The sequence below is a fragment of the Streptomyces hyaluromycini genome (assembly GCF_002217755.1).
Taxonomy (GTDB): Bacteria; Actinomycetota; Actinomycetes; order Streptomycetales; family Streptomycetaceae; genus Streptomyces; species Streptomyces hyaluromycini.
Genome location: NZ_BCFL01000016.1, coordinates 478,274 through 501,462, shown reverse-complemented (window position 1 = coordinate 501,462; position 23,189 = coordinate 478,274). Strand labels below are relative to the sequence as shown.

Annotated in this window: 24 protein-coding genes; 10 read left to right on the top strand and 14 right to left on the bottom strand. The window is 71.3% G+C overall.

Annotation, left to right across the window (positions count from 1 at the left end):
* Nucleotides 1-285 precede the first annotated feature (285 nt).
* Nucleotides 286-678, top strand: coding sequence for an SCO5389 family protein (locus tag SSP29_RS02285; RefSeq protein ID WP_089098747.1), 393 nt, complete (start codon nucleotides 286-288; stop codon nucleotides 676-678).
* Nucleotides 679-781: 103 nt separating this feature from the next.
* Here SSP29_RS02285 and SSP29_RS02280 read toward each other — a convergent pair whose 3' ends face one another.
* Nucleotides 782-1,810 carry an LLM class flavin-dependent oxidoreductase gene (locus SSP29_RS02280; RefSeq protein ID WP_089098746.1) on the bottom strand — a complete coding sequence of 343 codons (1,029 nt, stop codon included), beginning with the start codon at nucleotides 1,808-1,810 and terminating at the stop codon, nucleotides 782-784.
* A 223-nt stretch (nucleotides 1,811-2,033) separates the two neighbouring features.
* On the opposite strand from SSP29_RS02280, the gene SSP29_RS02275 reads away from it, so the two are divergent.
* Nucleotides 2,034-2,375 carry an Rv1322 family protein gene (locus SSP29_RS02275; protein WP_089098745.1) on the top strand — a complete coding sequence of 114 codons (342 nt, stop codon included), beginning with the start codon at nucleotides 2,034-2,036 and terminating at the stop codon, nucleotides 2,373-2,375.
* A gap of 12 nt (nucleotides 2,376-2,387) precedes the next feature.
* On the opposite strand, the gene SSP29_RS02270 is transcribed toward SSP29_RS02275, so the two are convergent.
* From SSP29_RS02270 to mce, 8 genes are all read right to left on the bottom strand, one after another.
* Entirely contained in the window at nucleotides 2,388-3,272 is an 885-nt protein-coding gene (locus SSP29_RS02270) for an ABC transporter permease (RefSeq protein ID WP_089098744.1), read from the bottom strand.
* The gene (locus tag SSP29_RS02265) at nucleotides 3,269-4,552 is read right to left on the bottom strand and encodes an ABC transporter ATP-binding protein (RefSeq protein WP_089098743.1); all 1,284 of its coding nucleotides are present in this window, start codon (nucleotides 4,550-4,552) and stop codon (nucleotides 3,269-3,271) included. Before SSP29_RS02265 ends, SSP29_RS02270 begins: the two co-directional genes overlap by 4 nt.
* 170 nt (nucleotides 4,553-4,722) lie before the next feature.
* On the bottom strand, nucleotides 4,723-5,499 hold the full coding sequence (locus SSP29_RS02260; RefSeq protein WP_089098742.1) for an ABC transporter permease: 777 nt from the start codon (nucleotides 5,497-5,499) through the stop codon (nucleotides 4,723-4,725).
* Between the two features lies 1 nt (nucleotide 5,500).
* Nucleotides 5,501-6,457 carry an ABC transporter ATP-binding protein gene (locus SSP29_RS02255; RefSeq protein WP_089098741.1) on the bottom strand — a complete coding sequence of 319 codons (957 nt, stop codon included), beginning with the start codon at nucleotides 6,455-6,457 and terminating at the stop codon, nucleotides 5,501-5,503.
* A gap of 56 nt (nucleotides 6,458-6,513) precedes the next feature.
* On the bottom strand, nucleotides 6,514-7,290 hold the full coding sequence (locus tag SSP29_RS02250) for a maleylpyruvate isomerase family mycothiol-dependent enzyme (protein WP_089098740.1): 777 nt from the start codon (nucleotides 7,288-7,290) through the stop codon (nucleotides 6,514-6,516).
* A 184-nt stretch (nucleotides 7,291-7,474) separates the two neighbouring features.
* Nucleotides 7,475-8,410 (bottom strand): coiled-coil domain-containing protein, encoded by a 936-nt coding sequence (locus tag SSP29_RS02245; protein WP_089098739.1) that lies wholly within the window; start codon nucleotides 8,408-8,410, stop codon nucleotides 7,475-7,477.
* A 195-nt stretch (nucleotides 8,411-8,605) separates the two neighbouring features.
* Nucleotides 8,606-12,454: a polarized growth protein Scy gene (gene scy / locus SSP29_RS02240; RefSeq protein WP_089098738.1), complete on the bottom strand. Its 3,849-nt coding sequence runs from the start codon at nucleotides 12,452-12,454 to the stop codon at nucleotides 8,606-8,608.
* 222 nt (nucleotides 12,455-12,676) lie between these two features.
* Nucleotides 12,677-13,117, bottom strand: a complete 441-nt coding sequence (gene mce / locus SSP29_RS02235) for a methylmalonyl-CoA epimerase (RefSeq protein ID WP_089098737.1) — start codon at nucleotides 13,115-13,117, stop codon at nucleotides 12,677-12,679.
* Nucleotides 13,118-13,266: 149 nt separating this feature from the next.
* Between mce and SSP29_RS02230 the strand changes: the two genes are divergently transcribed.
* The 3 genes from SSP29_RS02230 to SSP29_RS02220 all read left to right on the top strand — a co-directional run bounded on the left by SSP29_RS02230 (nucleotide 13,267) and on the right by SSP29_RS02220 (nucleotide 16,861).
* The gene (locus SSP29_RS02230; protein WP_089098736.1) at nucleotides 13,267-14,472 is read left to right on the top strand and encodes an acetyl-CoA C-acetyltransferase; all 1,206 of its coding nucleotides are present in this window, start codon (nucleotides 13,267-13,269) and stop codon (nucleotides 14,470-14,472) included.
* Nucleotides 14,473-14,511: 39 nt separating this feature from the next.
* The gene (meaB, locus tag SSP29_RS02225) at nucleotides 14,512-15,468 is read left to right on the top strand and encodes a methylmalonyl Co-A mutase-associated GTPase MeaB (protein ID WP_089098735.1); all 957 of its coding nucleotides are present in this window, start codon (nucleotides 14,512-14,514) and stop codon (nucleotides 15,466-15,468) included.
* Nucleotides 15,469-15,619: 151 nt separating this feature from the next.
* Nucleotides 15,620-16,861, top strand: a complete 1,242-nt coding sequence (locus SSP29_RS02220) for an MFS transporter (RefSeq protein WP_089098734.1) — start codon at nucleotides 15,620-15,622, stop codon at nucleotides 16,859-16,861.
* 67 nt (nucleotides 16,862-16,928) lie between these two features.
* On the opposite strand, the gene SSP29_RS02215 is transcribed toward SSP29_RS02220, so the two are convergent.
* The 4 genes from SSP29_RS02215 to SSP29_RS02200 all read right to left on the bottom strand — a co-directional run bounded on the left by SSP29_RS02215 (nucleotide 16,929) and on the right by SSP29_RS02200 (nucleotide 19,576).
* A complete protein-coding gene (locus SSP29_RS02215) occupies nucleotides 16,929-17,405 on the bottom strand; it encodes a MarR family winged helix-turn-helix transcriptional regulator (protein ID WP_089098733.1) in 477 nt (158 codons plus the stop codon).
* 92 nt (nucleotides 17,406-17,497) lie between these two features.
* Nucleotides 17,498-18,295, bottom strand: a complete 798-nt coding sequence (locus tag SSP29_RS02210) for an AIM24 family protein (RefSeq protein ID WP_089098732.1) — start codon at nucleotides 18,293-18,295, stop codon at nucleotides 17,498-17,500.
* Nucleotides 18,292-18,942 carry an AIM24 family protein gene (locus SSP29_RS02205; RefSeq protein WP_089098731.1) on the bottom strand — a complete coding sequence of 217 codons (651 nt, stop codon included), beginning with the start codon at nucleotides 18,940-18,942 and terminating at the stop codon, nucleotides 18,292-18,294. Before SSP29_RS02205 ends, SSP29_RS02210 begins: the two co-directional genes overlap by 4 nt.
* A 1-nt stretch (nucleotide 18,943) precedes the next feature.
* On the bottom strand, nucleotides 18,944-19,576 hold the full coding sequence (locus SSP29_RS02200) for an AIM24 family protein (protein WP_089098730.1): 633 nt from the start codon (nucleotides 19,574-19,576) through the stop codon (nucleotides 18,944-18,946).
* Nucleotides 19,577-19,969: 393 nt separating this feature from the next.
* On the opposite strand from SSP29_RS02200, the gene SSP29_RS02195 reads away from it, so the two are divergent.
* From SSP29_RS02195 to SSP29_RS02175, 5 genes are all read left to right on the top strand, one after another.
* Nucleotides 19,970-20,314, top strand: coding sequence for a DUF3817 domain-containing protein (locus SSP29_RS02195; protein WP_089098729.1), 345 nt, complete (start codon nucleotides 19,970-19,972; stop codon nucleotides 20,312-20,314).
* Nucleotides 20,311-20,604 (top strand): MTH1187 family thiamine-binding protein, encoded by a 294-nt coding sequence (locus SSP29_RS02190; protein WP_089098728.1) that lies wholly within the window; start codon nucleotides 20,311-20,313, stop codon nucleotides 20,602-20,604. Before SSP29_RS02195 ends, SSP29_RS02190 begins: the two co-directional genes overlap by 4 nt.
* 174 nt (nucleotides 20,605-20,778) lie before the next feature.
* The gene (locus SSP29_RS02185) at nucleotides 20,779-21,522 is read left to right on the top strand and encodes a hypothetical protein (protein WP_089098727.1); all 744 of its coding nucleotides are present in this window, start codon (nucleotides 20,779-20,781) and stop codon (nucleotides 21,520-21,522) included.
* Nucleotides 21,519-22,199 (top strand): DUF4166 domain-containing protein, encoded by a 681-nt coding sequence (locus SSP29_RS02180; protein WP_089098726.1) that lies wholly within the window; start codon nucleotides 21,519-21,521, stop codon nucleotides 22,197-22,199. Before SSP29_RS02185 ends, SSP29_RS02180 begins: the two co-directional genes overlap by 4 nt.
* Complete coding sequence (locus tag SSP29_RS02175; RefSeq protein ID WP_089098725.1) at nucleotides 22,196-22,846, top strand: TetR/AcrR family transcriptional regulator; 651 nt, start codon at nucleotides 22,196-22,198, stop codon at nucleotides 22,844-22,846. The genes SSP29_RS02180 and SSP29_RS02175 overlap by 4 nt, the downstream gene beginning before the upstream one ends.
* Here the strand turns inward: SSP29_RS02175 and SSP29_RS02170 are convergent.
* Nucleotides 22,843-23,187: a DUF6193 family natural product biosynthesis protein gene (locus tag SSP29_RS02170; RefSeq protein WP_089098724.1), complete on the bottom strand. Its 345-nt coding sequence runs from the start codon at nucleotides 23,185-23,187 to the stop codon at nucleotides 22,843-22,845. The two genes, SSP29_RS02175 and SSP29_RS02170, sit on opposite strands and share 4 nt — an antisense overlap.
* Nucleotides 23,188-23,189: the final 2 nt, after the last annotated feature.

Sequence of the window (23,189 nt, the reverse complement as noted above, 5' to 3'; positions counted from 1 at the left end):
CGGCAACGCTACTCGACGCCCCGCCCTCCACGCGATTCGCCCAGCCCCCCTCACAGCGGCCCCCGCGACCGGTCCTGCAGAGTCGCCTGCACACGCCTGTTCAAACCTGGCCGATTGTGTGCCTAAAGGGACCGGCGCATATACGCATTCTCCTGGTGGGGTCACCGTCCGTTGCCTACCGTAGTAAACGGGAGGTCGCGAAGTGTGTACTCAGCGTGTTCGGTATCGCGAACTCCCTTACCTGTCCGCCAACCCCTGTTGTTCGGGGGTGCGAGAGGAGTACCCATGTCGCTCGACGTCTCACCGGCCCTACTCGAACAGGCCGAGCGAGGCGAGGTCGACGAAGCGGATTTCGTCGACTGCGTCCGGACCTCCCTGCCCTATGCATGGGAGATGATCAGCTCCCTGGTGGCCCAGCTGAAGGTGGACGGCGGAGACTTCGCCGACAACCAGACGCCCCCGCCGGACGAGCAGGCACGCGGTCAGCTGCTGCGTGCGCTCGCGAGTGACGCCATACGCGGCGCCCTGCAGCGGCACTTCGGTGTGCGGCTGGCCTTCCAGAACTGCCACCGCGTGGCGGTGTTCCCGCTGGACGCCTCGGTCGACGAGACGCTGGCCCGCTTCACCTCGGTGCGCAATCAGCTGCTGAACCAGTCCCCGGAACTGCGGGACTGCTGACGCCATGCTCCGTTACTGCTGACGCAGTGAGCCGCTTGCTTGCCGCTCCACACGCGGGAGGTGCATCAGTCACTGGGGCGGCAAGCTCCCCGCGGCGGTGAGATCACCGGAGGTGCGGCAGCACCTCGGCACCCAGCCGTCGTACGTTCTCCTCCGTGGCCGCCAGATCCCCCGAGCCCTCCGTCAGCAGGGCGAAACGGGAGATGCCGGTCCGCTCGGAGGTGGCGGCGAGCCGGTCGACGCACAGCCGCGGGGTACCCACCGGGTGGAGTCCGCAGAGCAGTTCGGTGTACGCGAGCGGGTCCCGCATCGAGCGGAACCGGCCGTCCACCGTCATATGGGCCTCCAGGCCCTGTTTCAGCCAGCCCGGCATCGCCTTCGTCAGGGTCTCCGCGGCGTCGGTGCGGCTGTCCGCGATCTGGCAGACGCCGGCCGAGACATGGGCCGCCCCGGCGATCTCGTCGCCCGGCCGCCCGGCCGCCCGCGCGTGCTGCCGCCACAACGCGACCATCTCGGCCTTCTCCTCGTCGCCGACGTGCATCCCGAGCAGCATCGGCAGCCCCCGCTCGGCCGCCAGCCGGATGCTCGCCGCAGAGGTGCAGGCGACCACGACCTCCGGCCCCGGTACCTCCGTCAGCGCCTCCGACGGGCGAGGTACGACGGGGACCTCACGGAACGAGAAGCGCGGGCCGGAGGCCGACACGGCCGGTTCGCGCAGCCAGCGCATCAGCAGATCGAGTGACTCGGGGAAGCCCTGTTCGTACGCCTCCAGGCCGGAGCCGAAGACCTCCAGATCAACCCAGGGCCCGCCCCGCCCCACGCCGAGCGTGAAGCGGCCGCCGCTCGTCACATGCAGCAGTGCGGCCTGCTCGCCGAGCGCCACCGGATGGACCGTGGGCAGTACGCTCACCGCCGTACCGACCCGCAGACGCCGGGTGCGACCCAGCAGTAAAGCCGCCAGCGTGACCGCCGACGGACACGTGCCGTACGGCACGAAGTGGTGCTCGGCCAGCCAGACCGCGTCCAGACCGGACTCCTCGGCCACCTCCGCCGTGCGCACCGCCCGGTGCAGGGCTTCCCCCTGACCCTGGCCCGGGAACTGGGCGGCCAGCACAAAACTACCTACGCGCATCGCTTCTTCCTGCTTTCCTGGCTCCGACCCGGAGCTCCCCCACCGGGCATAACCGTCTGACACGTGCCGAGGACACGGCCTGGCGGAGAGATTTGCGGATTGTCTGGAGAATGGGTCGCCCTGGAGGGGGACTTGTGTGGGTTGGTGCCCTACGCGTACCCCCGTGCGCGCGTCGTAGGCTGGACACAGCCCGTGCTTCCTGTATAGCCCCGAGAGGTGCCCCGTGTCCCCGCGTCGCAACCGACCCAAAGGCCTGAACGGATCGGACTCGTCCGGCCGGAGCGCCGAGGACGACCGCGCGGACCGCTACGGCGGCTGGCAGTCCACCGAGAACTGGCAGGGCGAGGAGTGGAGCGTCCGGCATGTGGCGGGCGCCAGCGCGGTCGGCAAGACGTACCGCTGCCCGGGCTGCGACCAGGTGATCGCCTCCGGCGTCCCGCACGTGGTGGCCTGGCCCGAGCACTCGGGCGTGGACGAGCGCCGGCACTGGCACAAGGCCTGCTGGAACGCGAAGGACCGCCGCACCACACGGGTGCAGCGGCCCAGGAACGCGCCGAAGTTCTGACAGCCGTACGGCCTACACGTCCCGCTTCTCCAGCAGCGCGTACGCGCCCGCGAACGCGACGGCCGTCACACCCAGGATGATCCACAGCGGGTCCCAGCCCGAAGGGCCGGAATCGCTGAGGGAGTTGGAGTAGAAGACGCTCAGCTGGTTCGGGATCGAGTACTCGAACAGGGCGTTGCGCACCTTCTCCAGCGACGAGGAGAACATGAACAGGGCGATCACCAGCGGGGCGAGCACCGCGCCGATCATGATGGTGATGGCGCCCGCCGAGTGCCGGATGATCGAGCCGATGATCAGCGAGAGCAGTCCGAGCAGCGCGATGTAGAGGCTGACGCCGACGGTCCCCTTCAGCCATTCCCCGCCGGTCGGCGTCCGGGCGACGTCGTTCAGCATCGACACCTGCGTCATGGCCACGAACGCGCTGGCCGCGAGGGTGATCACGAAGGCGACCGCGAAGAAGACGATCGCCTTCGCCGCGAGCACGCGCGCGCGGGAGGGGCAGGCGACCATCGTCGTACGGATCATGCCCGTGCCGTACTCCGAGGCGGTCGTCAGCACGCCGAGCGTGATGATGCACATGCTGCCGAGCAGCAGCCCGAAGAAGCCGAGCGAGAGCGCGTTGCTGCCGGACAGGTCGTCGGGCGAGGAGGCGGAGTTGCTGACCACGGCGCCGGCAAGCAGGCCGATGCCGATCACCAGGAGAACGAAGACGCCGAGCGTCCAGATCGTGGAACGCACCGACCTGATCTTCGTCCACTCGGACGTGATCGCGTGCCCGAGGTGGGTGCGCACCACCGGGATCGGCGACACGTAGCCGGGGTACGAACCGCCGGGCGCCGCCTGCCATTCGGGCGCGGCCGGGGCCGCCTGCTGCAGCGGAGGCTGGTGGGTGCTCATCGGGCGTCCTCGGGCTTGGTCAGGTCGGCGGGGGCGGGAGCGGAGGCGGGGGCAGGTTCAGCGGCCGGCGCGGGTGCGGCGGCGGGCGCCGGAGCAGGCGCCGGAGCGGGCGCCGGCTGTGCGTAGGGGTTCGGGGCGGCCTGGGGAGCCCCGTACGGGCCCTGCGGGGCGCCGTAACCGCCGGCGGGCGCCGCGGGCGGGTACGGCGCCCCGGGTGCCCCGGGTGCTCCGTACAGCCCGGCCGGCCGGCCGCCCGGCGGGGGCGGCGGCGGGGCGTACCAGCCCGGCTGGCCCTGCCCGGGCACCGGCATCGGCGGCTGGGCGCCGGGCGGCAGGGGCTGCTGGAGGCCTGCCTTCTGGTCGATCGAGGACCGGTAGTCGACGGCGCCCTGTGTCATCCGCATGTACGCCTCCTCCAGCGAGGCCTGGTGCGGGGACAGCTCCCACAGCCGTACGTCCGCCTCGTGCGCGAGGTCGCTGATCCGGGGCAGCGGCAGCCCGGTCACCCGGAGCGCCCCGTCCTGCTCCGGCAGGACGTGGCCGCCGGCCTCGGTCAGCGCGGAGCTGAGCTTCTCGCGCAGCTGCGGGTCGGTGTCCGGGGTGCGGACGCGCGCGAAGTCGGCGGAGTTGGCCGAAATGAAGTCGGTCACGCTCATGTCGGCGAGCAGCTGGCCCCGGCCGATGACGATGAGGTGGTCGGCGGTCAGCGCCATCTCGCTCATGAGGTGCGAGGAGACGAAGACCGTCCGGCCCTCGGCGGCCAGGGACTTCATCAGGTTGCGCACCCAGAGGATGCCCTCGGGGTCGAGGCCGTTGACCGGCTCGTCGAAGAGCAGCACCTGGGGATCGCCGAGGAGTGCGGCGGCGATGCCGAGGCGCTGGCCCATGCCGAGCGAGAAGCCCTTGGAGCGCTTTCCGGCCACGTCCTGGAGGCCCACCACCCGGAGCACCTCGTCGACCCGGCGGGCCGGGATGGCGGACAGCTGGGCCAGCGAGAGCAGGTGGTTGCGGGCGGACCGGCCGCCGTGCACCGCCTTGGCGTCGAGCAGCGCGCCGACCTGGCGGGCGGCGTTCGGGAGCTTGCGGTACGGGAAGCCGCCGATCGTCACCGAACCGGCGGTCGGGTTGTCCAGTCCCAGGATCATCCGCATGGTCGTCGACTTGCCTGAGCCGTTCGGCCCGAGGAAGCCGGTGACGGCTCCGGGTCGTACCTGGAAGGAAAGGTTGTACACGGCGGTCTTGTCGCCGTAGCGCTTGGTCAGGCCTACAGCCTCGATCATGCTCCGCACCCATCGAAAGGATCAGGACAGCGGGGCAGACGCCCCCCGTAAGGGTTAGGAGGATATCGGGGAGCTGACGGTTCCGCCCAAGAGCATGCAAAGACTTCCGGCGACGGACCCGGCGACGGACCCGGCGACGGACCCGGTCACGGACCCGGTCAAGGACTCGGTCACTGGGCGTCGCGCCGCTTCAGCAGGACGTACCCGCCGGCCAGCGCCGCGATCACCCACAGCCCCATGATCCCGAGCCCGCCCCAGGGCCCGTACGGGACGTCGTCACCGGCCCTCGGCACCACCTGCATGATGTGGCTGCCCGCCTGGTCCGGCAGGAACCGGCCGATCTTCTTGGTCGCGTCGACGTTGCCGAGGATGTTGGAGATCAGGAAGAAGAACGGCATCAGGATGCCCAGCGACAGCATCGGCGAGCGCAGCATCGCGGCCACGCCCATGGAGAACATCGCGATGAGCGTCATGTAGAGCCCGCCGCCGACGACCGCGCGCAGCACCCCGGGGTCACCGAGGTGGGCCCGGTGGGACCCGAGCATGGCCTGCCCGAGGAAGAAGGCGGCGAAGCTGGTCACCATGCCGACCACCAGCACCAGAACCGCCGCCACCGCGATCTTGCTGAACAGGAAGGTGGCCCGCTGCGGCACGGCGGCCAGCGAGACCCTGATCATCCCGGTGCTGTACTCGTTGGAGACGACGAGCACCCCGAACACGATCATCGCCAGCTGGCCGAGGGTCATCCCGGCGAAGCTGATGTTCGTCGGGTCGAAGGAGAGCCGTTCGCGCGCCGGCATCCTGGAGAACTGGCTGTTCGCCAGCGCGGAGAGCAGCATCCCGAGGGCCACCGTGACCACCACGGCCAGGGACAGCGTCCACACCGTCGAGGCGACGGACCGGATCTTGGTCCACTCGGACTGTACGACCTGCGTGACGACGGCCATGTCATGCCCCCTTGTCCCAGCCGGAGCCCCAGGCCAGTGGCACCGGGGGCGAGTCGGCGTGCGCGTGGTACTCCACGGACTCCGCCGTCAGTTGCATGAACGCCTCCTCCAGCGAGGCCTGCTGGATGCTCAGCTCGTGCAGCACGATCCCGTTCTGCGCGGCCAGCTCCCCGATCGGCTCGGCCTTCCCGCCCTCCACCTCCAGGGCTCCGGCCCCCGTCTCGACGACGGTGATCCCGGCCCCGTGCAGCACGTCGAGCAGCCGCTCGCGCTGCGGGGAGCGGACCCGGACGTACGACCGTGAGTTCGTCCGGATGAAATCCGCCATGGAGGTGTCGGCGAGCAGCCGCCCCTGTCCGATGACCACGAGGTGGTCGGCAGTCAGCGCCATCTCGCTCATGAGGTGCGAGGAGACGAACACGGTCCGGCCCTGGGCGGCCAGCGACTTCATCAGGTTCCGGATCCAGTGGATGCCCTCGGGGTCGAGCCCGTTCACCGGCTCGTCGAACATCAGGATCCGCGGGTCGCCGAGCAGCGCCCCCGCGATTCCGAGCCGCTGCCCCATCCCGAGCGAGAACCCCTTGGCCTTCTTCCGCGCCACCGCCGTCAGCCCGACGGTGTCGAGGACCTCGGCCACCCGTGCCTGCGGAATCCCGTTGCTCTGCGCGAGGCACAGCAGATGGTTGAAGGCACTGCGCCCGCCGTGCACGGCCTTGGCGTCGAGCAGCGCCCCGATGTACGTCAGCGGGTCCTTGAGCTGCTCGTACCGCTTGCCGTCGATCCGCACCCGGCCGGCCGTGGGGTGGTCGAGCCCGAGGATCATCCGCATGGTGGTGGACTTCCCGGCACCGTTGGGCCCGAGGAACCCGGTCACGATGCCGGGCCGGACGGTGAACGTGAGGTCGTCGACCGCCGTCTTGTCCCCGTAGCGCTTGGTCAGGCTCGCCAGCTCGATCATGCGGCCACGCTAAGACCGGCCTACGGGGGCTGCCACTTGAGGGGGGCCGGTGTCTCCTACTCCTCCGGCTCCCAGGCCAGCAGCTGGTCGAACAGCCGTCGGTCCCCGTCGAGTTTCAGGGAGTCCACCGGGACCCGGTCGTACAGGGCGAGGACCAGCTCGCCGGCCGTGCCCCGCAGGGACGCATCGGCCGCGGGCTCCGTGTCCGGCGTCGCGAGACGGGCGGTCCGTGCGCCGTCGGCGGAGAGCCACAGGCGCCAGGAGCGGCCCTCGGTGGCGTGGTAGTCGACGGTGGCGGGCCGGTGCGGCCAGGGGGCCGTGGTCGCGCAGCAGGTGTGCAGGAACTCGTCGACGCCGTCGAGTGCCACCTCGTCCGGCAGCGGCTGCGGGGCGCCCGCGGCGAGCTGGGCGTCGTAGGTGTGCAGCGCGATCTCCTGGAGCTGGTGCCGGGCGCCGGCACCGGCGGTCTGCGGCGACTGCGACGCGGGCCACCACGTCCAGCAGCCGCGGTCCGGGCCGGACTCCCGCAGCGCGTCCAGCAGCTGCCGCGCCGACGCGGTCCACCAGTCCAGCAGGGCCTCGCGCTCCCGAGGCGCCGCCGGGGTGTCCCAGGCGGACTTGGCCGGGGGAGCGCCGGCGGGCCCCGTTCCGACGATGACGGCCCACTTGCGACGCCCCTCGCCCAGGTGCCGCACCAGATCGAACAGCGTCCACTCGGGGCAGGTGGGCACCCGCACGTCGAGGTCGGGCGCGGCGGCGACCGCGGCACGGAAGGCGGTCGACCGTTCGTCTATCAGGCGCAGCAGGTCGGAGAAGTCCAGAGTCGTTTCCACCCCGGATCTCTATCACCCGGCTCCGGCGGCCGGACAGCGATTTTCCCGGCCGACGCGCCCCGAACCCGGCGGTGTACAAGCAACCGCCCGCAACCCACCCGCACGAACGAAGGCCCGCACCCCCCGGAGGGACATGCGGGCCTTCGTTCGTGCGACGTCGGGAGTCGCCTCCTGGCGCGGTGAGTTACCGGGACTGCTGAGCCGGCACCCCGCGGGAGATCGGCTCGTCCTCCGCCGGGGAGCTGGCGGCGGCCACCGCGGCACCGGTCAGCGTGGCCAGCATCTCGCGGACGTTGGTCAGCTGGGCGTTGATGCTGTCGCGGCGGTTCGTCAGCGCGGCGAGCTCACGCTCGGATTCCGAACGGATCCGGTCGGCCTTGGCGTTCGCGTCCGCGACGATGTCCTCGGCCTGGCGCTGAGCCGTCTCGACGGTCTGACGGGCGCGGCGCTCGGCGTCGGTGCGCAGCTTCTCGGCCTCCAGGCGCAGCTGCTCCGCGCGGTGCTCGATCTCCGCGAGGCGCTTCTCGGCCTTCTGCTGGCGGGACGCCAGGTCACGCTCGGACTGCTCGCGGCGCTTCGCGAGGTTCGTCTCGAAGTCGGCGGCGGCCTGCGCGGCCTTCGCACGGGTCTCCTCGAAGAGGGCGTCCGCCTCCTCGCGCTTGGACTGCGCGTCCTTCTGGGCCTCGGAGCGCAGCTGCGACGCGTCGCTCTTGGCCTTCTCGACGATCCGGACGCCCTCGTCCTCGGCCTTGGCCTTGCGCTCCGCAGCGAACGATTCTGCGTCGTTGCGCACCTGCTGGGCCGCCGACTCGGCGAGCTCACGGTGCTGCTCGGCCGCCCGGCGGGCCTCCTCGCGCAGGTCCTTCGCCTCCTCCTCGGCGAGGCGGAGGATCTTCTCGACACGCGCGCCGAGACCGGCGTACGACGGCTCCGCGTCGGTGACCTGAGCCTGGGCGTTCTGCGTCTCGAGGTGGAGCTCCTCGATGCGCTTCTCCAGAGCGGTGATGCGGGCGAGAGCACTGTCACGGTCGGAGACGAGCTTGGAGATGCGTTCGTCCACCTGAGCGCGGTCGTACCCACGCCGCACAAGCTCGAAGCCGTAGGGGGAAGTGTCGCTCATGGGTTTCCTGTCGAGTGAGACCGGTGAGGTGATAGGTGGAATCCTAGGGGCCGATGCGGTGTGTCATCGAGCGGATGCGTGTTTGATCTGGAGAATGACACCACTTTTGGGTGGCCGGCTGTGAGATCGCTTGCCAAAGCCTCTGCCAAAGGTTCACGTAAAAGCCCCAGAATGCTACAGACCGGACTTTCGTCTCTAGCCTTCTGAGGACTTGCCACCCGATCGGGGTGCCCCCACCGTACTGCCCGCCTTGACGCCGCCGTCCTTGGCCGACGACGGGGTCTCGAAGGATTCCAACGCCTCCAGGACGTCCTGGACACGGGAGATCTCGCCGTTGATGTTCTCCCGCCGACGCTCCAGGATCTCCAGTTCGCGCTTTCCTTCCTCGACCGTGCGGCGCGCCTCGCGGATCGCCTCGGCCTTGAGCTCCTCGGCCTCCCGGACCAGCGTGGCCTTCTTCTGCTCGGCCTCCTTGAGCAGCCCCTCGGCCTTCTTGACGGCGGCGATCCGGACCTTGCCCGCCTCGGAGTTCGCCTCCGAGACCAGGTCCTTGGCCTTGGCCTGGGCCTTGGCGAGCTGCTCCTCGGCGGCCTTGATCAGCGCGTCGCAGCGGTCGCCGGTGGACTTCATGGTCTCGGCGGCCTCGCGGCGGGCCCGCTCGTGCAGCCCCTCGATCTCGGTGGTGATGCGCTCGCGCAGCTCCTCCGCGCGTTCCCTTATGGCGGTGGCGTCCCGGCGGGCGCCGACGAGCAGCTCGTCCGCGTCCGTACGGGCCTTCTCCACCATCGAGTTGCCCTCGACCGTGGCCTCGGAGACCAGCCGGTCGGCCTCGCTGCGGGCCGCGCCCACCATGGTGTCGGCCTGCGACTCGGCGTCCGCGGTGGTCTTCATCGCCTGCTGCTGTGCCTCGGTGAGCAGCTTGTCGGCCTCGGCGGTCGTCTCGTTGATGAGCGTGTCGACCTGCTCGGCCACGTCCTGGCGCCGCTTGTTGGCGTCCTTGCGGGCCTCGTCGAGGGTCCGCTCGGCCTCCTCGCGCGCGGAGTTGAGCATGCGCTCGACCGCCGCCTCCGCGTCCGCCTTGAGCCGCTCGGCGTCGGCGCGGGTCCGGTCGGCGTGCAGCTGGGCGGAGCCGACCGTCTCGGCGGCCTCGGCGCGCAGCCGCTCCGCATCGCCGGTGGCGTCCGCGATCAGCTTCTCCGCCTTGGCGATGGCGTCGGCGCGGACCCGGTCGGCCTCGGCGATGGTCTCGTTCTGGAGCAGCTCCGCCTCGTTGCGCGCCTCGGTGATGAGGGTGTCGGCCTGGGTCGCCGCGTCCGAACGCATCCGGTTGGCGTCCTCGCGCGCCTCGGCACGCGTGCGCGAAGCGTCCTGGTCGGCCTGGGCGACCGCGTCGGAGACCTCGGTGCGCACCCGCTGGGCATGGGCGGCCGCCTCGGACCGCAGCCGCTCCGACTCGGTCATCGCGTCGGCGACGGTCCGCTCGGCGAGCGCCTTCGCCGCCTCGGACGCCTCGGCCGCCTCGCGCCGGATCCGGGTCGCGTCCTCGCTGGCCCGCTCCCGCTCGGCGTAGGCGTCGGCGCGGACCCGGTCGGACTCTTCCTCGGCCTCCCGCCGGGTACGGTCGGCGGCGTGCTCGGCGGCCGAGCGCAGCCCGGTGATCTCCTGCTGCGCCTGCTCGTGCAGCCCGGAGACCGAGTCCCGTACCTGCTGGGCGTGGAGTTCGGCGGCCGACACCATCTCGGTGGCCCGCCGGTCCGCCTCCTCGACCAGCCGTACGGCCTCGGCCTGCGCCTCCTCGACGCGGTTGCGCGCCTGAGCCAGCAGGTCCTCGCTCTGCTCGCGGGCCCGCTCCCGCTCCTGGCCGGCCTCCTCGCGCGCCGAACCGAGCAGATCCTCGGCCTCCCGGCGGCGGCGGGCGGCCTCCTCCTGGGCGGCGGCCAGCGTCTCGGACGCCTCCGTGGACAGCCGCTCGGCGGCCGCCTGCGCCTCGGCACGCACCCGGTCGGCGGTGTCCTGGGCCTCCAGCTTGAGCCGCTCCGCCTCCGCGGCGGCCTCGGACCGCAGCCGTACGGCGATGCTCTCGCCCTCCGCGCGGGATGCCGACGCGTCGGCGGCGGCCTCGTCGCGCAGCCGCTCGGCCTCGGTCTCGGCCTGCTGCTGGAGCGTACGGATCCGCTCCGCGGCCTCGCCGCGCAGCCGGTCGGTCTCCTCGGCGGCCTCCCGGCGGATCCGCCCGGCCTCCTCGCGCGCCTCGGTCAGCGACTGCTCGGCACTCGTCAGCCGGTCCTCGGCCTCGGTGTGCAGCCGGGTCAGCTCGTCGGCGGCCTCCGCGCGCCGGGCCTCGACGCCCCGCTCGGTCTCCTCGCGCAGCTCGGCCGCGGCCCGCTCGGCGTCCGCCTTGAGCCCCTCGGACTGCTCCAGGACCTCCTCGCGGTGCCGGTCGGCCTCCTGCCGGGTGCGCTCCAGGGTCTCCTCGGCCTGCCGGCGCAGCGCGGTCGCGCGCTCGATGGCCTCGGTGCGGACCTTCTCGCTGTCCGTGGTCGCGGTCTGCCGCAGTTCGTCGGCGTCGGCCTTGGCCTTGGCGAGCAGTTCCTCGGCGGACCTGGCCGCCTCCTCGATCTGCTGGACGGTCTCGCGCCGGGCCTCGGCCCGGATCGACTCGCCCTCGGCGACCGCGTCGGTGCGCAGCTGCTCGGCCTCGCCGCGCAGCCGGCGGGCCTCCTCCTGCAGCTCGACCGTCTTGGCGCGGTACTCCTTGGTGTCGTCCTTCGCCGTGCCCTTGAGCTGCTCGGCGATGTCGTGCGCCTCGGCGCGCAGCCGGTCCGCCTCGGTCTCCGCCTCGGTGCGGATCCGTTCGGCCTCCTCGACCGCGCCCTTGGTGGTCTGCCTGGCCTCCTCGGAGGCCCTGTTCAGGACGTCCTCGGCGGTCTTGGCCGCCTTCGCCAGCTGGGAGGCGCTCTCCTCGGCGGTGAGGCTGCGGGCCTTCTCGGAAGCCTCCGCGGTGATCTTCTCGGCCTCGGCCCTGGCGTCCGCGACGATCTGCTCGGCGCTCGCCTTGGTGGCCTCCGCCTCCTTGGTGGCCTCGCTGACCAGCCGGGCGACCTGCTCCTTGGCGGTCTGGGTGCGCTGCTGGTTGGTGGCCTCGGCGCTGGAGAGGGCCTTGGTGGCGTTCGCCTCGGCCTCGGTGACCAGCTTCTCCGCCTCGGACTGCGCCTTGCGCAGCGCCTCCTCGGCCTCCGCCATCCGCTCCTCGGCGGCCCGGCTCAGCTCGCCCGCCTGCCGGCGGGCCGAGTCCGACTCCGTCGCGGTGGAGTTGCGCAGCTGCTCGGCGTGGTCGGTGGCCTCCTGGGCCTGCGTCGACGCGGCGTTCAGCAGCCGCTCGGCGTCCCGGCGGGCGCGCAGCAGGATCTGCTCGGCCTCCGCACGGGCCGCCTCGGCGTCGCCGGTCAGCCGCTGCCGGGCCTCGTCGGTCAGCCGCTGGGCCTCGGCCCGGGCGGCGGCCATGGCCTGCTCGGCCTCGGCCCGCGACTCGTCGAGCAGCCGCCGGGCCTGCGACTCGGTGCGCGCCCGCAGCTGCTCGGCCCACGACACGTTCTCGTTGACGTGCGACTCGACGGTCTGCCGGCGCTCGGCCAGCTCCTGGTCCAGCTGCTGGCGGCGGGTCACCGCCTCCTGGTGCAGCTCGGCCTGGAGCCGCGCGGCCTGCTCGGCGTGCTCCTGGAGGATCCGCTGGGTCTGCGCCCGGGCCTCCGCGGCCACCCGGTCCGCCTCCTGGCGGATCTGGTCGGCCTGCACCTGGGCGTTACGCAGCAGCTGCTCGGCGTGGTAGCCGATGTCACCGCCGTCGAACGCGGGCCGGGACATGATGGTGCGGCGCGCCTCGTGCAACTTGGCGCGCAGCACCTCGACCTGGTAGCCGAGGTCCTCGGCATGCTGGATCGCCTTTTCCCGCTCGGTCTTCAGCCGTTTCATCTCGGCTTCGAAACGAGTGAGGTGGTCGACGTCAGCCGCCGGCTCTCGCTCCTGGCTCTCGTAGCCCCGCACTGCGCGGTCCCATCCGTCCCCTGGTCGCAACCTTTTCCGAACGAGCTCCGTCCATCCGCCGAACGGGGCCCCCGGGGAATGGTGTCAGATCAACGGCGGAGCACGGGCTGCTGCCCCGACGCTCGTCCCCCGAAACCCGGACCCCGGCATGCGGCCGCCCCGGCCCTGCGAACCTGCGAAGGGACGACCGCCCCCAACCCTACCGGCCCATATGTACGAGGGTCAGTGCTCAGGTGACTCAACAGCCGCCGAAGTGACCAGTTCTGTCAGTACGCCGTGGCAATCCTTGGGGTGCAGGAAGGTGATCCGCGACCCCATGGAGCCGATCCGTGGCTCCTCGTACAGAACGCGTACGCCCTTGGCACGGATGTCGGCCGCGTCCCCGTCCACATCCGCCGTACCGAAGGCGATGTGATGCACGCCCTCGCCGTTCTTCGCGAGCCACTTGCCGACCGCCGAGTCCTCCCGGGTCGGCTCAAGGAGCTGCAGGTAGGAGGCGCCGCCGTCGGACGTCTCGTTGATCTTGAGCATGGCCTCCCGCACGCCCTGTTCCTCGTTGACCTCGGTGTGGAACACCTCGAAGCCGTACGTGGCCCGGTAGAACTCGACAGTCGCGTCGAGGTCGTGGCAGGCGATCCCGATGTGGTCGATTCGCGTCAGCATGGATTCAGTGCAGCGCCACGGCGATGGTTACGCAACGTGCCAGCGATCACACTGACGGCCCGATGACGGCACGGAGTGCCACGCAATACATTCGAAGTAAACCCTCGTTCACTCCTCGGCAGTGCAGCCGGTAAGGGGATTCGCAGCTCATGACCTCTGGAACCTCTGGCACCACCTCGGTGATCGTCGCGGGCGCGCGTACGCCCATGGGACGACTGCTGGGCTCGCTGAAGTCCTTCTCCGGAGCCGACCTCGGCGGCTTCGCGATCAAGGCCGCCCTCGACCGTGCGGGGATCGGGGGCGACCAGGTGCAGTACGTGATCATGGGGCAGGTGCTCCAGGCCGGCGCCGGGCAGATCCCGGCCCGCCAGGCCGCCGTGAAGGCCGGCATCCCGATGAGCGTCCCGGCGCTCACGATCAACAAGGTCTGCCTCTCCGGCCTCGACGCCATCGCCCTCGCCGACCAGCTGATCCGCGCGGGCGAGTTCGACATCGTGGTCGCGGGCGGCCAGGAGTCCATGACCAACGCCCCGCACCTGCTCCCGAAGTCCCGCGAGGGCTTCAAGTACGGCTCGATCGAGATGCTCGACGCGATGGCGTACGACGGCCTGACCGACGCCTGGGAGAACGTCCCGATGGGCGAGTCGACCGAGAAGCACAACACGCGCCTCGGCATCCTGCGCCCCGAGCAGGACGAGATCGCCGCGCTGTCCCACCAGCGGGCCGCGGCCGCGCAGAAGAACGGCATCTTCGAGGCCGAGATCACCCCGGTCGAGATCCCGCAGCGCAAGGGCGAGCCGGTCGTCTTCAGCAAGGACGAGGGCATCCGCGGCGACACCACGGCGGAGTCGCTGGGCAAGCTGCGGCCCGCGTTCACCCGCGACGGCACGATCACGGCCGGCACCTCCTCGCAGATCTCGGACGGTGCGGCGGCCGTGGTCGTGATGAGCAAGGCCAAGGCGGAGGAGCTGGGCCTGGAGTGGCTCGCCGAGATCGGCGCCCACGGCAACGTGGCGGGACCGGACAACTCCCTCCAGTCCCAGCCGTCCAACGCCATCAACCACGCCCTGAAGAAGGAGGGCCTGGAGGCCGGCGACCTGGACCTCATCGAGATCAACGAGGCCTTCGCCGCTGTCGCCGTCCAGTCAATGAAGGACCTCGGGGTGTCCACCGAAAAGGTGAACGTGAACGGCGGAGCCATCGCCCTGGGCCACCCCATCGGCATGTCCGGCGCCCGGCTCGTCCTGCACCTGGCCCTGGAGCTCAAGCGCCGGGGCGGCGGGGTCGGCGCGGCCGCGCTGTGCGGTGGCGGCGGCCAGGGTGACGCACTGATCGTGCGGGTACCGAAGGCCTGAGCAGGTTTCACCGAGCGAACGGAAGCGAGCGGAGCTGTGATGCAGGACGTCTCCTCACTGGTGGCCCAGGCCAGGGAGGGCCGACCGCGTGCGGTGGCCCGTCTGATCTCCCTGGTGGAGGGGGCGTCCCCGCAGCTCAGGGAGGTCATGGCGGCGCTCGCACCGCTGACCGGGAACGCGTATGTGGTGGGCCTGACGGGGTCCCCGGGGGTCGGTAAGTCGACCTCGACCTCGGCGCTCGTCAGTGCCTATCGCAAACAGGGAAAGCGGGTCGGCGTCCTGGCCGTCGACCCGTCCTCCCCCTTCTCCGGGGGCGCCCTGCTCGGCGACCGCGTCCGGATGTCCGACCATGCCTCCGACCCCGGCGTCTACATCCGCTCGATGGCGACGCGGGGCCACCTGGGCGGCCTCGCCTGGGCGGCGCCCCAGGCCATCCGCGTCCTGGACGCGGCCGGCTGCGAGGTGATCCTGGTGGAGACGGTCGGCGTCGGCCAGTCGGAGGTCGAGATCGCCTCCCAGGCCGACACCTCGGTCGTGCTGCTAGCCCCCGGCATGGGCGACGGCATCCAGGCGGCCAAGGCCGGCATCCTCGAAATCGGCGACGTGTACGTGGTCAACAAGGCCGACCGGGACGGCGCGGACGCCACGGCGCGCGAACTGAACCACATGCTGGGCCTCGGCGAGTCCCGTGGCCCGGGCGACTGGCGCCCGCCCATCGTCAAGACGGTCGCCGCCCGCGCCGAAGGCATCGACGAGCTGGTGGAGGCCCTGGAGAAGCACCGCGCCTGGATGGAGGAGCGGGGTGTCCTGACGGAGCGCCGCGTGGCCCGTGCCGCCCGCGAGGTCGAGACCATCGCGGTGACGGCCCTGCGCGCACGCATCGGCGACCTCCACGGCGACCGCCACATCGACGCCCTCGCCGACCGCATCGTGGCCGGCGACCTGGACCCGTACCGCGCGGCCGACGAGTTGGTGGCGAGCCTGACGGAGAGCTGACGATGGCCAGTCCCCGGTCGCCGCTGCTAACTTGACCGGCATGTTCCTCTCCTTGGCGTAAGAGCGCACCCCGCGCCACCGGCACGTGAACGCCCCGTGCCGTGGCGCGCCCAGGTGTCCCCTCTTCCGCCTCCGATCGAGGAACTCACCCATGTCCGCGTCGACTTCGTCGCGTCCTTCGCATGCCCTGCGGCCGTCCTACGCCGCCGTCCTGCGCGTCCCGCACGCGCGCCGCACCTTCCTGGCCGCCCTCGCGGCCCGTCTCTCCTACGGCACGGTCTCGCTGTCCGTTCTGCTGTCCGTGACCGGGGCGACCGGCTCCTATGCCGTCTCCGGCCTGGTGATGGCCCTGTTCGGCGGCACGGTGGTCGTCCTGCTGCCCGTCCGGGCGACCCTGGTGGACCGCTACGGCCCCCGGCGCGCCCTGCCGCCTCTGGCAGCCGTCTACAGCGCGCTGCTCTGCCTCCTGGCCGCCCTGACCTGGCGACCCGGCGCCCCACCGGCGGCCCTCGCCACGGCCGCCGCGCTCACCGGCTGCGTCGCGCCGCCGCTCGGCCCCACGATGCGGGCGGTGTGGGGCCGGCTGGTCGACGACCCCGGCCTGCTGCGGCGGGCGTACAGCCTGGACGGAGTCGCCGAGGAAGTGCTGTTCGTGTCCGGTCCGGCGCTGGTGGGCCTGCTGCTGCGCTTCGGCCCGCCGCCGGCGGGGCTGCTGCTGAGCGCGGTGCTGATGCCGGCCGGCACGTGTGTGTTCGTGATGTCACCGGCGGTGCGGGGAGTGGTCCCGCCGAAGAGGGAGAAGGGTCGCTCGCCCGGTCGCTTCCCGGCGGCGCCGGTGCTCGCGGCTGCCGGTCTCGGCCTGGCGCTGAGCGCGGCGGACCTGCTGGTGATGGCGTTCGCGGAGCAGCGGTCGTACGGCGACGGGGTCGTCCCCTGGGTACTGGCCGCGCTCTCCGCGGGCAGCGCGGTGGGAGGGCTGTTGAACGGGGCGGTGGAGTGGCGCCGCCCGGCGGGGGAGCGGCTGGCGTGGCTGGCGGTGGGACTGGGGGTGGTCCTGCTGGGCGCAGGGTTCGCGCCCGGGATGTGGACGCTGGCCGGGGCCATGGCGGTGGCGGGGGCGTTCGTGGCTCCGACCCTGACGACGGCGTATCTGCTGGCCGACGAGACGGCGGGGGAGGGGGAGCGGACGCGGGCCGGGGCGTGGGTGAACGCGGCGGTGAACGCCGGGAGTTCGGGTGGCTCGGTGGTGGCGGGGGTGCTGGTGGGGTCGGTGCCGCTGTGGGTGTGCTTCGCGCTGTCGGGTGGCGCTGCGGTGGTCGCCGCCGTAGCGGTGCGGGCTGTCCTCGGGCTGCGGCTGGGTGGGGGCTGGTCGCGCAGTTCCCCGCGCCCCTAAGGGGCGCCACGGCAAGCGGCGGACAAGACCTGAACCCTTGTCCGCCGCCTTCAGATGCCGTCTGTCGTCACGGTCGCCCGCGCTGCCCCCGCAGGTGTTCCGCGATCGGCTTCAGGCCCTTGTCCAGCTCTATGAGTGCCTCCGGCGACAGCAGGTCGATGAAGTGCCGCCGCACGGAGGCGACATGATGTGGCGCCACCTTCTTCATCGTCTCCATGCCGTGCTCGGTGAGGACGGCGAACAGCCCGCGGCGGTCGGACTCGCAGTTCTCGCGGCGGACCAGGTTCGCGTTCTCCATGCGGGTGATCTGGTGGGACAGCCGGCTCTTGGACTGGAGGGTGGCGGAGGCGAGGTCGCTCATCCGCATCCGGTAGTCCTCCGACTCGGACAGGTTCACCAGGATCTCGTAGTCGTTCATCGTCAGGCCGAACGGCTGCAGATCCTTTTCGAGCTGGTACGTCAACAGCCTGTTGACCTCCAGGTGGGTGCGCCAGGCGCACTGCTCCGCATCGGTCAGCCAGCGCGTGGCCGTCTCGGTCTCCATGAATCAAGTCTACCTAAAATGTTGAAAGGCGAACTAGTGAGGGTGGTGTGACTGTGCGCACGCGTTCGACGTCACACTCCGCAGACTACCGCTCACAGCCCGAAGCGACGCTGGAGGTCCCCCAGCTGTCCGGGAAGGCGCGGTGTGCCCGGTTGCTGTGGATGGCCTGTGGAGGGGATGCCTCCGCCGGGCACTCCGGGCTCGTGCGGAACCGCTCCCGTGGCCTGCTCGGCCATCAGGGTCTCGGTGGACTGGAGCAGGACCGTGCCGGCCCCTACGAACTCGAACTGGTGCTCCTCTCCGGAGGCCCCGCCGAGGCCTGTCAGCGCACGTAGACCGCCCATCACGCCGGTCATGTACCCGTGGTCGTAGTGGTGGCACGGGGAGGGGCAGTCGGCCCACCCCACCAGTGCCTGCGGGTCCACCCGGATGGGGGGTTCCATGAACACCACCGGACCGTTAGATGCGGCCACAAACTTTCCGGTTCCGATAAGGGTCAGAAAACCGGGAACGATTGATTGCTTCAGCGCAAGACTTGGCTGAAAAGCGAGCAGGTTGCCGGAGCGAATGGTCAGGTTGCCGTCTTCGAGGTCGTACGAGTTCACATCGAACGCCCGGTCGGCGAGGAGCATCCGGCCCGAGCCCTCCGCCACCACCCAGTCGCTCGCGTGCAGTGGCGAATGGAAGGAAGTGCGGACCAGGCGGTCGAGACGGCCGTGTCCGATGCCGTTGAAGTCGATCGAGCCGTAGTAGGCGATCATCTTCCCCTTCTGCAGGAACCACTGGCCGCTCTTGAGCTCCACGCAGAAGGTGTACTTGTTGACGTTGTCGTCGACGGGGAGGGTCATGGGGTCGTACACGACCGGTCCGGCTGCTCCGTATGTGCTCACAGCTTCTCCTCCGACGCCTGCACGTACACCATGCCGTTGCCGCTGAGCTCCAGCTGGAACGCCTCGCCGGAGCCGCGGCCCACCATGTCCCGCCAGCCGAGCGCGGACGACAGCTTGTTGCGCACGTCGCCGTGGTGGGCGACGTAGGCCTGCGGGTCGACATGGACCGGGCGCTGCGGAGTGATCGGGATCTCGAAGACCCCGCCGTGGGCCATCACGGCGACCGCGCCGTGGCCCTTGAGGGTGGTGGTGAACAGGCCCTGGCCGGTGACCTGGCCGCGCACCATGCCCATCACGCCGCCCTGGGAGCCCATGAACATGGTGCCCTGCTGCAGCGTGCCCTCGAAGGCGAGCAGCCGGTCCGCCTCGACGTAGAGGGTGTCGCCGGTGAGGGTGATGACCTGGACGTGGTGGCCGCCGTGCCCGAAGAAGACCGTGCCGCTGCCCTCGACGGTCATGAGGGGGGTCGCCTCGCCGGCGACCCGGCGGCCGAGCATCGACATCAGCCCGCCCTGGCCGCCCTGGATGTTGGGTGTGAAGGACACCTCGCCCTTGTAGGCGAGCATCGCCCCGCGCTGGCTGTACAGCCGCTGCCCGGGGACGACCGTCGCCTCGACCATCTTCGAGTTCACCTCGCGCAGGGCCATGTCAGACGTCCCCCGCGATCGTGTTCCGCTCGCTCGGCTGCACGTACACCAGGCCGTCCCCCTCGAACCGGATCTGGAAGGCCTCCCCGCCGCCCTCCCCGAGCAGCGTGCGGAAGGTCACACCCGACTGGAAGGACTGGCGGAGGCTGCCCTGGTGGGCGATGTAGGCGCCCGGGTCCACGGTCAGCGGGTACTGCGGGCTGACTCTCAGCACCACCGCCGGGCCGTCCGACATGATCGCCGCCTGGCCGTGGCCCTCGACCGTGGTGGTGAACAGGCCGTTGCCCTGCGAGGCGCCGCGCAGGCCCGTGAACGTCGTGCCGGTGCGCAGGCCGGCGTCGGTCGCGAGCAGGTTGCTCGACTCGACGTACAGCTTGTCGCCCTGGAGGCCGACCAGGTTGATCTCGGACGCCCGGTCCGCGAACCAGCACGTCCCGTGCCCCTTCACCTCCATCACCGTCATCTGCTCGCCGGTGAGCCGCCGGGTCACCATCCCGCGCAGCCCCTCGCCGCCGCCGCTCAGCTTCTTGAACGCCATCTGCCCGTCGTACGCGACCATCGAGCCGTTCTTCGCCTTCACGGCGTCCCCGGTCATCTCGACGGCGAGCACCTTGCTGCCCTGCAGTCGGAACATCGCCACGCTGCGAAGGTAGCCGCAGGCAGACGGCGGCGACAGGTCCCGTAGGTGGACATCACCCCGGATCGGTCCCCTAGGGCCTGTCTGACCATTCCCGTCTGCCTCGCGACGCCATGCACGCACTCTCGCCGCACCGGGCGCAGACCCAAGTACGTCCAGTACGAGGGCCTACGCCCGGCACGCCGAGAGCACGCACCTGACGCCGCGAGGCCGCCCTCCGGGCGACGACGGGAATTGTCAGACAGGCCCTAGGGGGCGGCCGGACACCGGCAGCGCGCCGGCCCCACCTCCCACCCCCGCGCGGGGACCGGCAGGCTCCTTTGCCACAATGGCTGAACGTTTGTGCTCGCGTTCACAAAGAGTGGACGTCTCTCCCACCGAAGGTGACTCGTGGACATCAAGACCGCCACCGCCATCCGACGCCTCCGCCTGGTCTCCGCCCCGGAGGCCGTCTCCTTCCTGATCCTCCTCGTCTGCTCGGTGCTGAAGCGGACCACGGACTTCAACGCGGTGCCCGTGATGGGCGCGATCCACGGTGTCCTGTTCATCCTCTACGTGATCTTCTGGGCCGACGCCTGGAGCCGCGCCAAGTGGTCCGCGGGGACCGCCGCCTTCTACTTCGTCCTCTCCGTCCTGCCGACCGGCGGTTTCTTCGCCGAGCGCAAGCTGCGCCGCGAGTCCGAGAACGCGGTCATCGCGGCCCGCGCCCGTCAGGAAGGGGCGGTGAAGGCATGATCGTCGCTTTCTCCGTGACGCCGCTCGGCGTCGGCGAGGACGTCGGGGAGTACGTCGCCGACGCGGTCCGGGTGGTCCGCGAGTCGGGGCTGCCCAACCGCACCGACGCGATGTTTACTTCGATCGAGGGCGAGTGGGACCAAGTGATGGACGTGGTCAAGCGCGCCGTCGCCGTCGTCGAGGAGCGTGCCCCGCGCGTCTCCCTGGTCCTCAAGGCGGACATCCGGCCCGGCGTCGGCGACGGGCTCACCAGCAAGGTGGCGACGGTCGAGCGGTACCTCGCCGAGTAGCCGAGTAGCCGAGTAGCCGAGCCGGCAGTCGGCGGAACCCCGGTCCTCCAGGGCCGGGGTTTTCCTCTGCCCCGCGATTGAGCGATCGCTCAAAAAAGGGTAACTTCATCTCGGGAGTTTTGAGCGATCGCTCAAAATGAGCTCAAAGGACCAGGTGACGGGGGTACGACACCAATGGGGCTCTACATAGAGGCGCACATCCGCGCCGACCTCGACGAACTGTGGGCACGCACCCAGGACCCCGGGCAGCACCAGCGCTGGGACCTGAGGTTCACCGAGATCACCTACCTCCCGCGTGCGGAGGGCGAACCGCGGCGCTTCCGTTACGCCACGCGCGTGCTGCCGTTCCTGACGGTCGCCGGTACCGGCGTCTCCGCGGGGGAGAGGGAACGCCCCGACGGCACCCGCACCTCCGCCCTGCGCTTCGCCTCCCCGGACCCGCTCTCGCTGCTCGCCGAGGGCAGCGGGTACTGGCGGTACGTACCGGTCCCCGGGGGCGTCCGTTTCCTCACCGGCTACGACTACCGGCCCCGGTGGGGCGCCGTCGGCGCGCTCGCCGACCGGCTGGTCCTCCGCCCCCTGATGGGCTGGGCGACCGCCTGGTCCTTCGACCGGCTGCGGCTGTGGCTGGAGCGCGGGATCACCCCGGAACGGGCACGGTGGAACTGGCTCGCCGAGATGGCGGCCCGGGCGCTGACGATCGCCGGCTGCGGCACCGGCCTGAGCCGGGGCCCGGTCCTCGGCACCCTCGCGCCCACCGTCGCCTTCCTGGTCCCGCTCCTCCTGGTCGTCGCCCTCTTCCTGGCCCTCGTCAAGTCTCCGCTCGCCACCACCCCGGCCGCCCGCCGCTGCCTGCGCACCCCGCCCGCCCGAGTGACCGCCCCGCGCATCCTGCGCACCCTGGAGAAGCAGCCGTGACCTCGATGTTCCGCACCGTGCTCGGCCCCGACTTCGACCGGCTGCACCCGCAGCTCCAGCGCCGCTTCTCGGTCGGCCTGGCGAGCGGCGAGGCCTGCACCGGCCACGGCGTGATGGACCGGATCTGGCACGGCGGGGCCTTCGTGAAGCCGTTCCTGGCGCTCGGCACCACCCGCAACATCCTGGTTCCGAAGGCCGCGAGGAACGTCCCCTTCAAGATCGAGAATGTGCCCTACGCGGACAGCTACGGCCGTGAGACGGTGACCTTCGTGCGCACCTTCGACCTGCCCGGCCGCCCCCGCCGCTTCGACGCCCAGATGGTGCTCAGCCCCAAGGGCGACCGCATCCTCGACTACCTCGGCACCCATCAGCACCTCGCCAGCGAACTGCACTTCCACGCCGAGCCCGACGGCTCCCTGCTGATCCGCTCCGGCGAACACCGCTTCAGGGAGGGTCCGGTGGACGTCCGCGTCCCCGAGCTCGTCGGCGCCACCGCCGAGGTGCGCGAGTCCTACGACGACCGGGCCGGCCGCTTCCGCATCCGGGTGCGGGTCGTGAACCGGTACTTCGGGCCGCTCTTCGGCTACCAGGGCACCTTCGAGGCGTCGTACACCGGCATCCGCGGCTGCGGGGTGCGGCCCGGGCTGCGGCCCGTCCGTGAGGAGCCGCGCGCGTGAGCCCGGAGACCGCCAAGTCCCTGGAGACGAAGACCAAGCTGCTGGAGGGCGCGCTGCGGACGCTCACCGAGCAGGGGATCGCCAAGACCTCGGCCCGAACGGTGGCGGCGGCCGCCGGGGTCAACCAGGCACTGGTCTTCTACCACTTCGGATCCGTGGACGAACTGCTCGCCGCGGCCTGCCGGTACGGTGCCGAGCAGGCCGTCGCCCGCTTCCGTCCCCGGCTCGCCGCCGTCGGCTCGTTCGCCGAACTGCTCACCGTGGGGCGGCAGATCCACGAGGAGGCGCGGGTGGGCGGCCATGTCGCCCTGCTCGGGCAGCTGCTGGCCGGCGCGCAGACCCACGAGGCGCTCCGGCCCGCCACGGCGGCCGGGCTCGACCTGTGGATCGCCGAGATAGAGAAGGTGCTCGTCCGGGTCCTCGCGGCCACGCCCTTCGGGGAGTTCACCGACCCGGCCGGGCTCGCCCGCACGGTCGCCGCGTCCTTCGTCGGCATCGAGCTGTACGAGGGCGTCGACGCGGCCGGCGCCCACGCGGCCCTGGACGCCCTGGAGCAACTCGGCGCGCTGGTGGCCGCGTTGGAGGACCTCGGCCCGGTGGCCCAGCGCGCGGTCCGGCACCGTCTGCGCCGCGCCGGCCGCGGTTAGCGCTGCCGCGGCTCGGGCGGCAGGTGTGCGACCAGCAGGGCGACGGCCTCCTCGGCCGTCGCGGCCTCGCCCAGTTCGGTGAAGTCGGACGAGTGGACCGTGTACGGCGGCGGGCCGTAGAGGACGTGCGGAAGGCGCTCGCCGGGACGTACCTCGCCGGGCAGACCGCGCAGGAAGTGCAGGCCGCCGTGGCTCGGGAAGGGGTACAGGGCGCGCAGCCGCGGTTCGGCGTGGGCCGCGTGCACGATCTCCACCAGTTCGTCGGTCATGTAGCCACGGGTGTTCGGACGTCGTTCGAGCAGCCACCGCCAGGCAGTGGCCGCGTCGGGTGCTTCCGGCATGG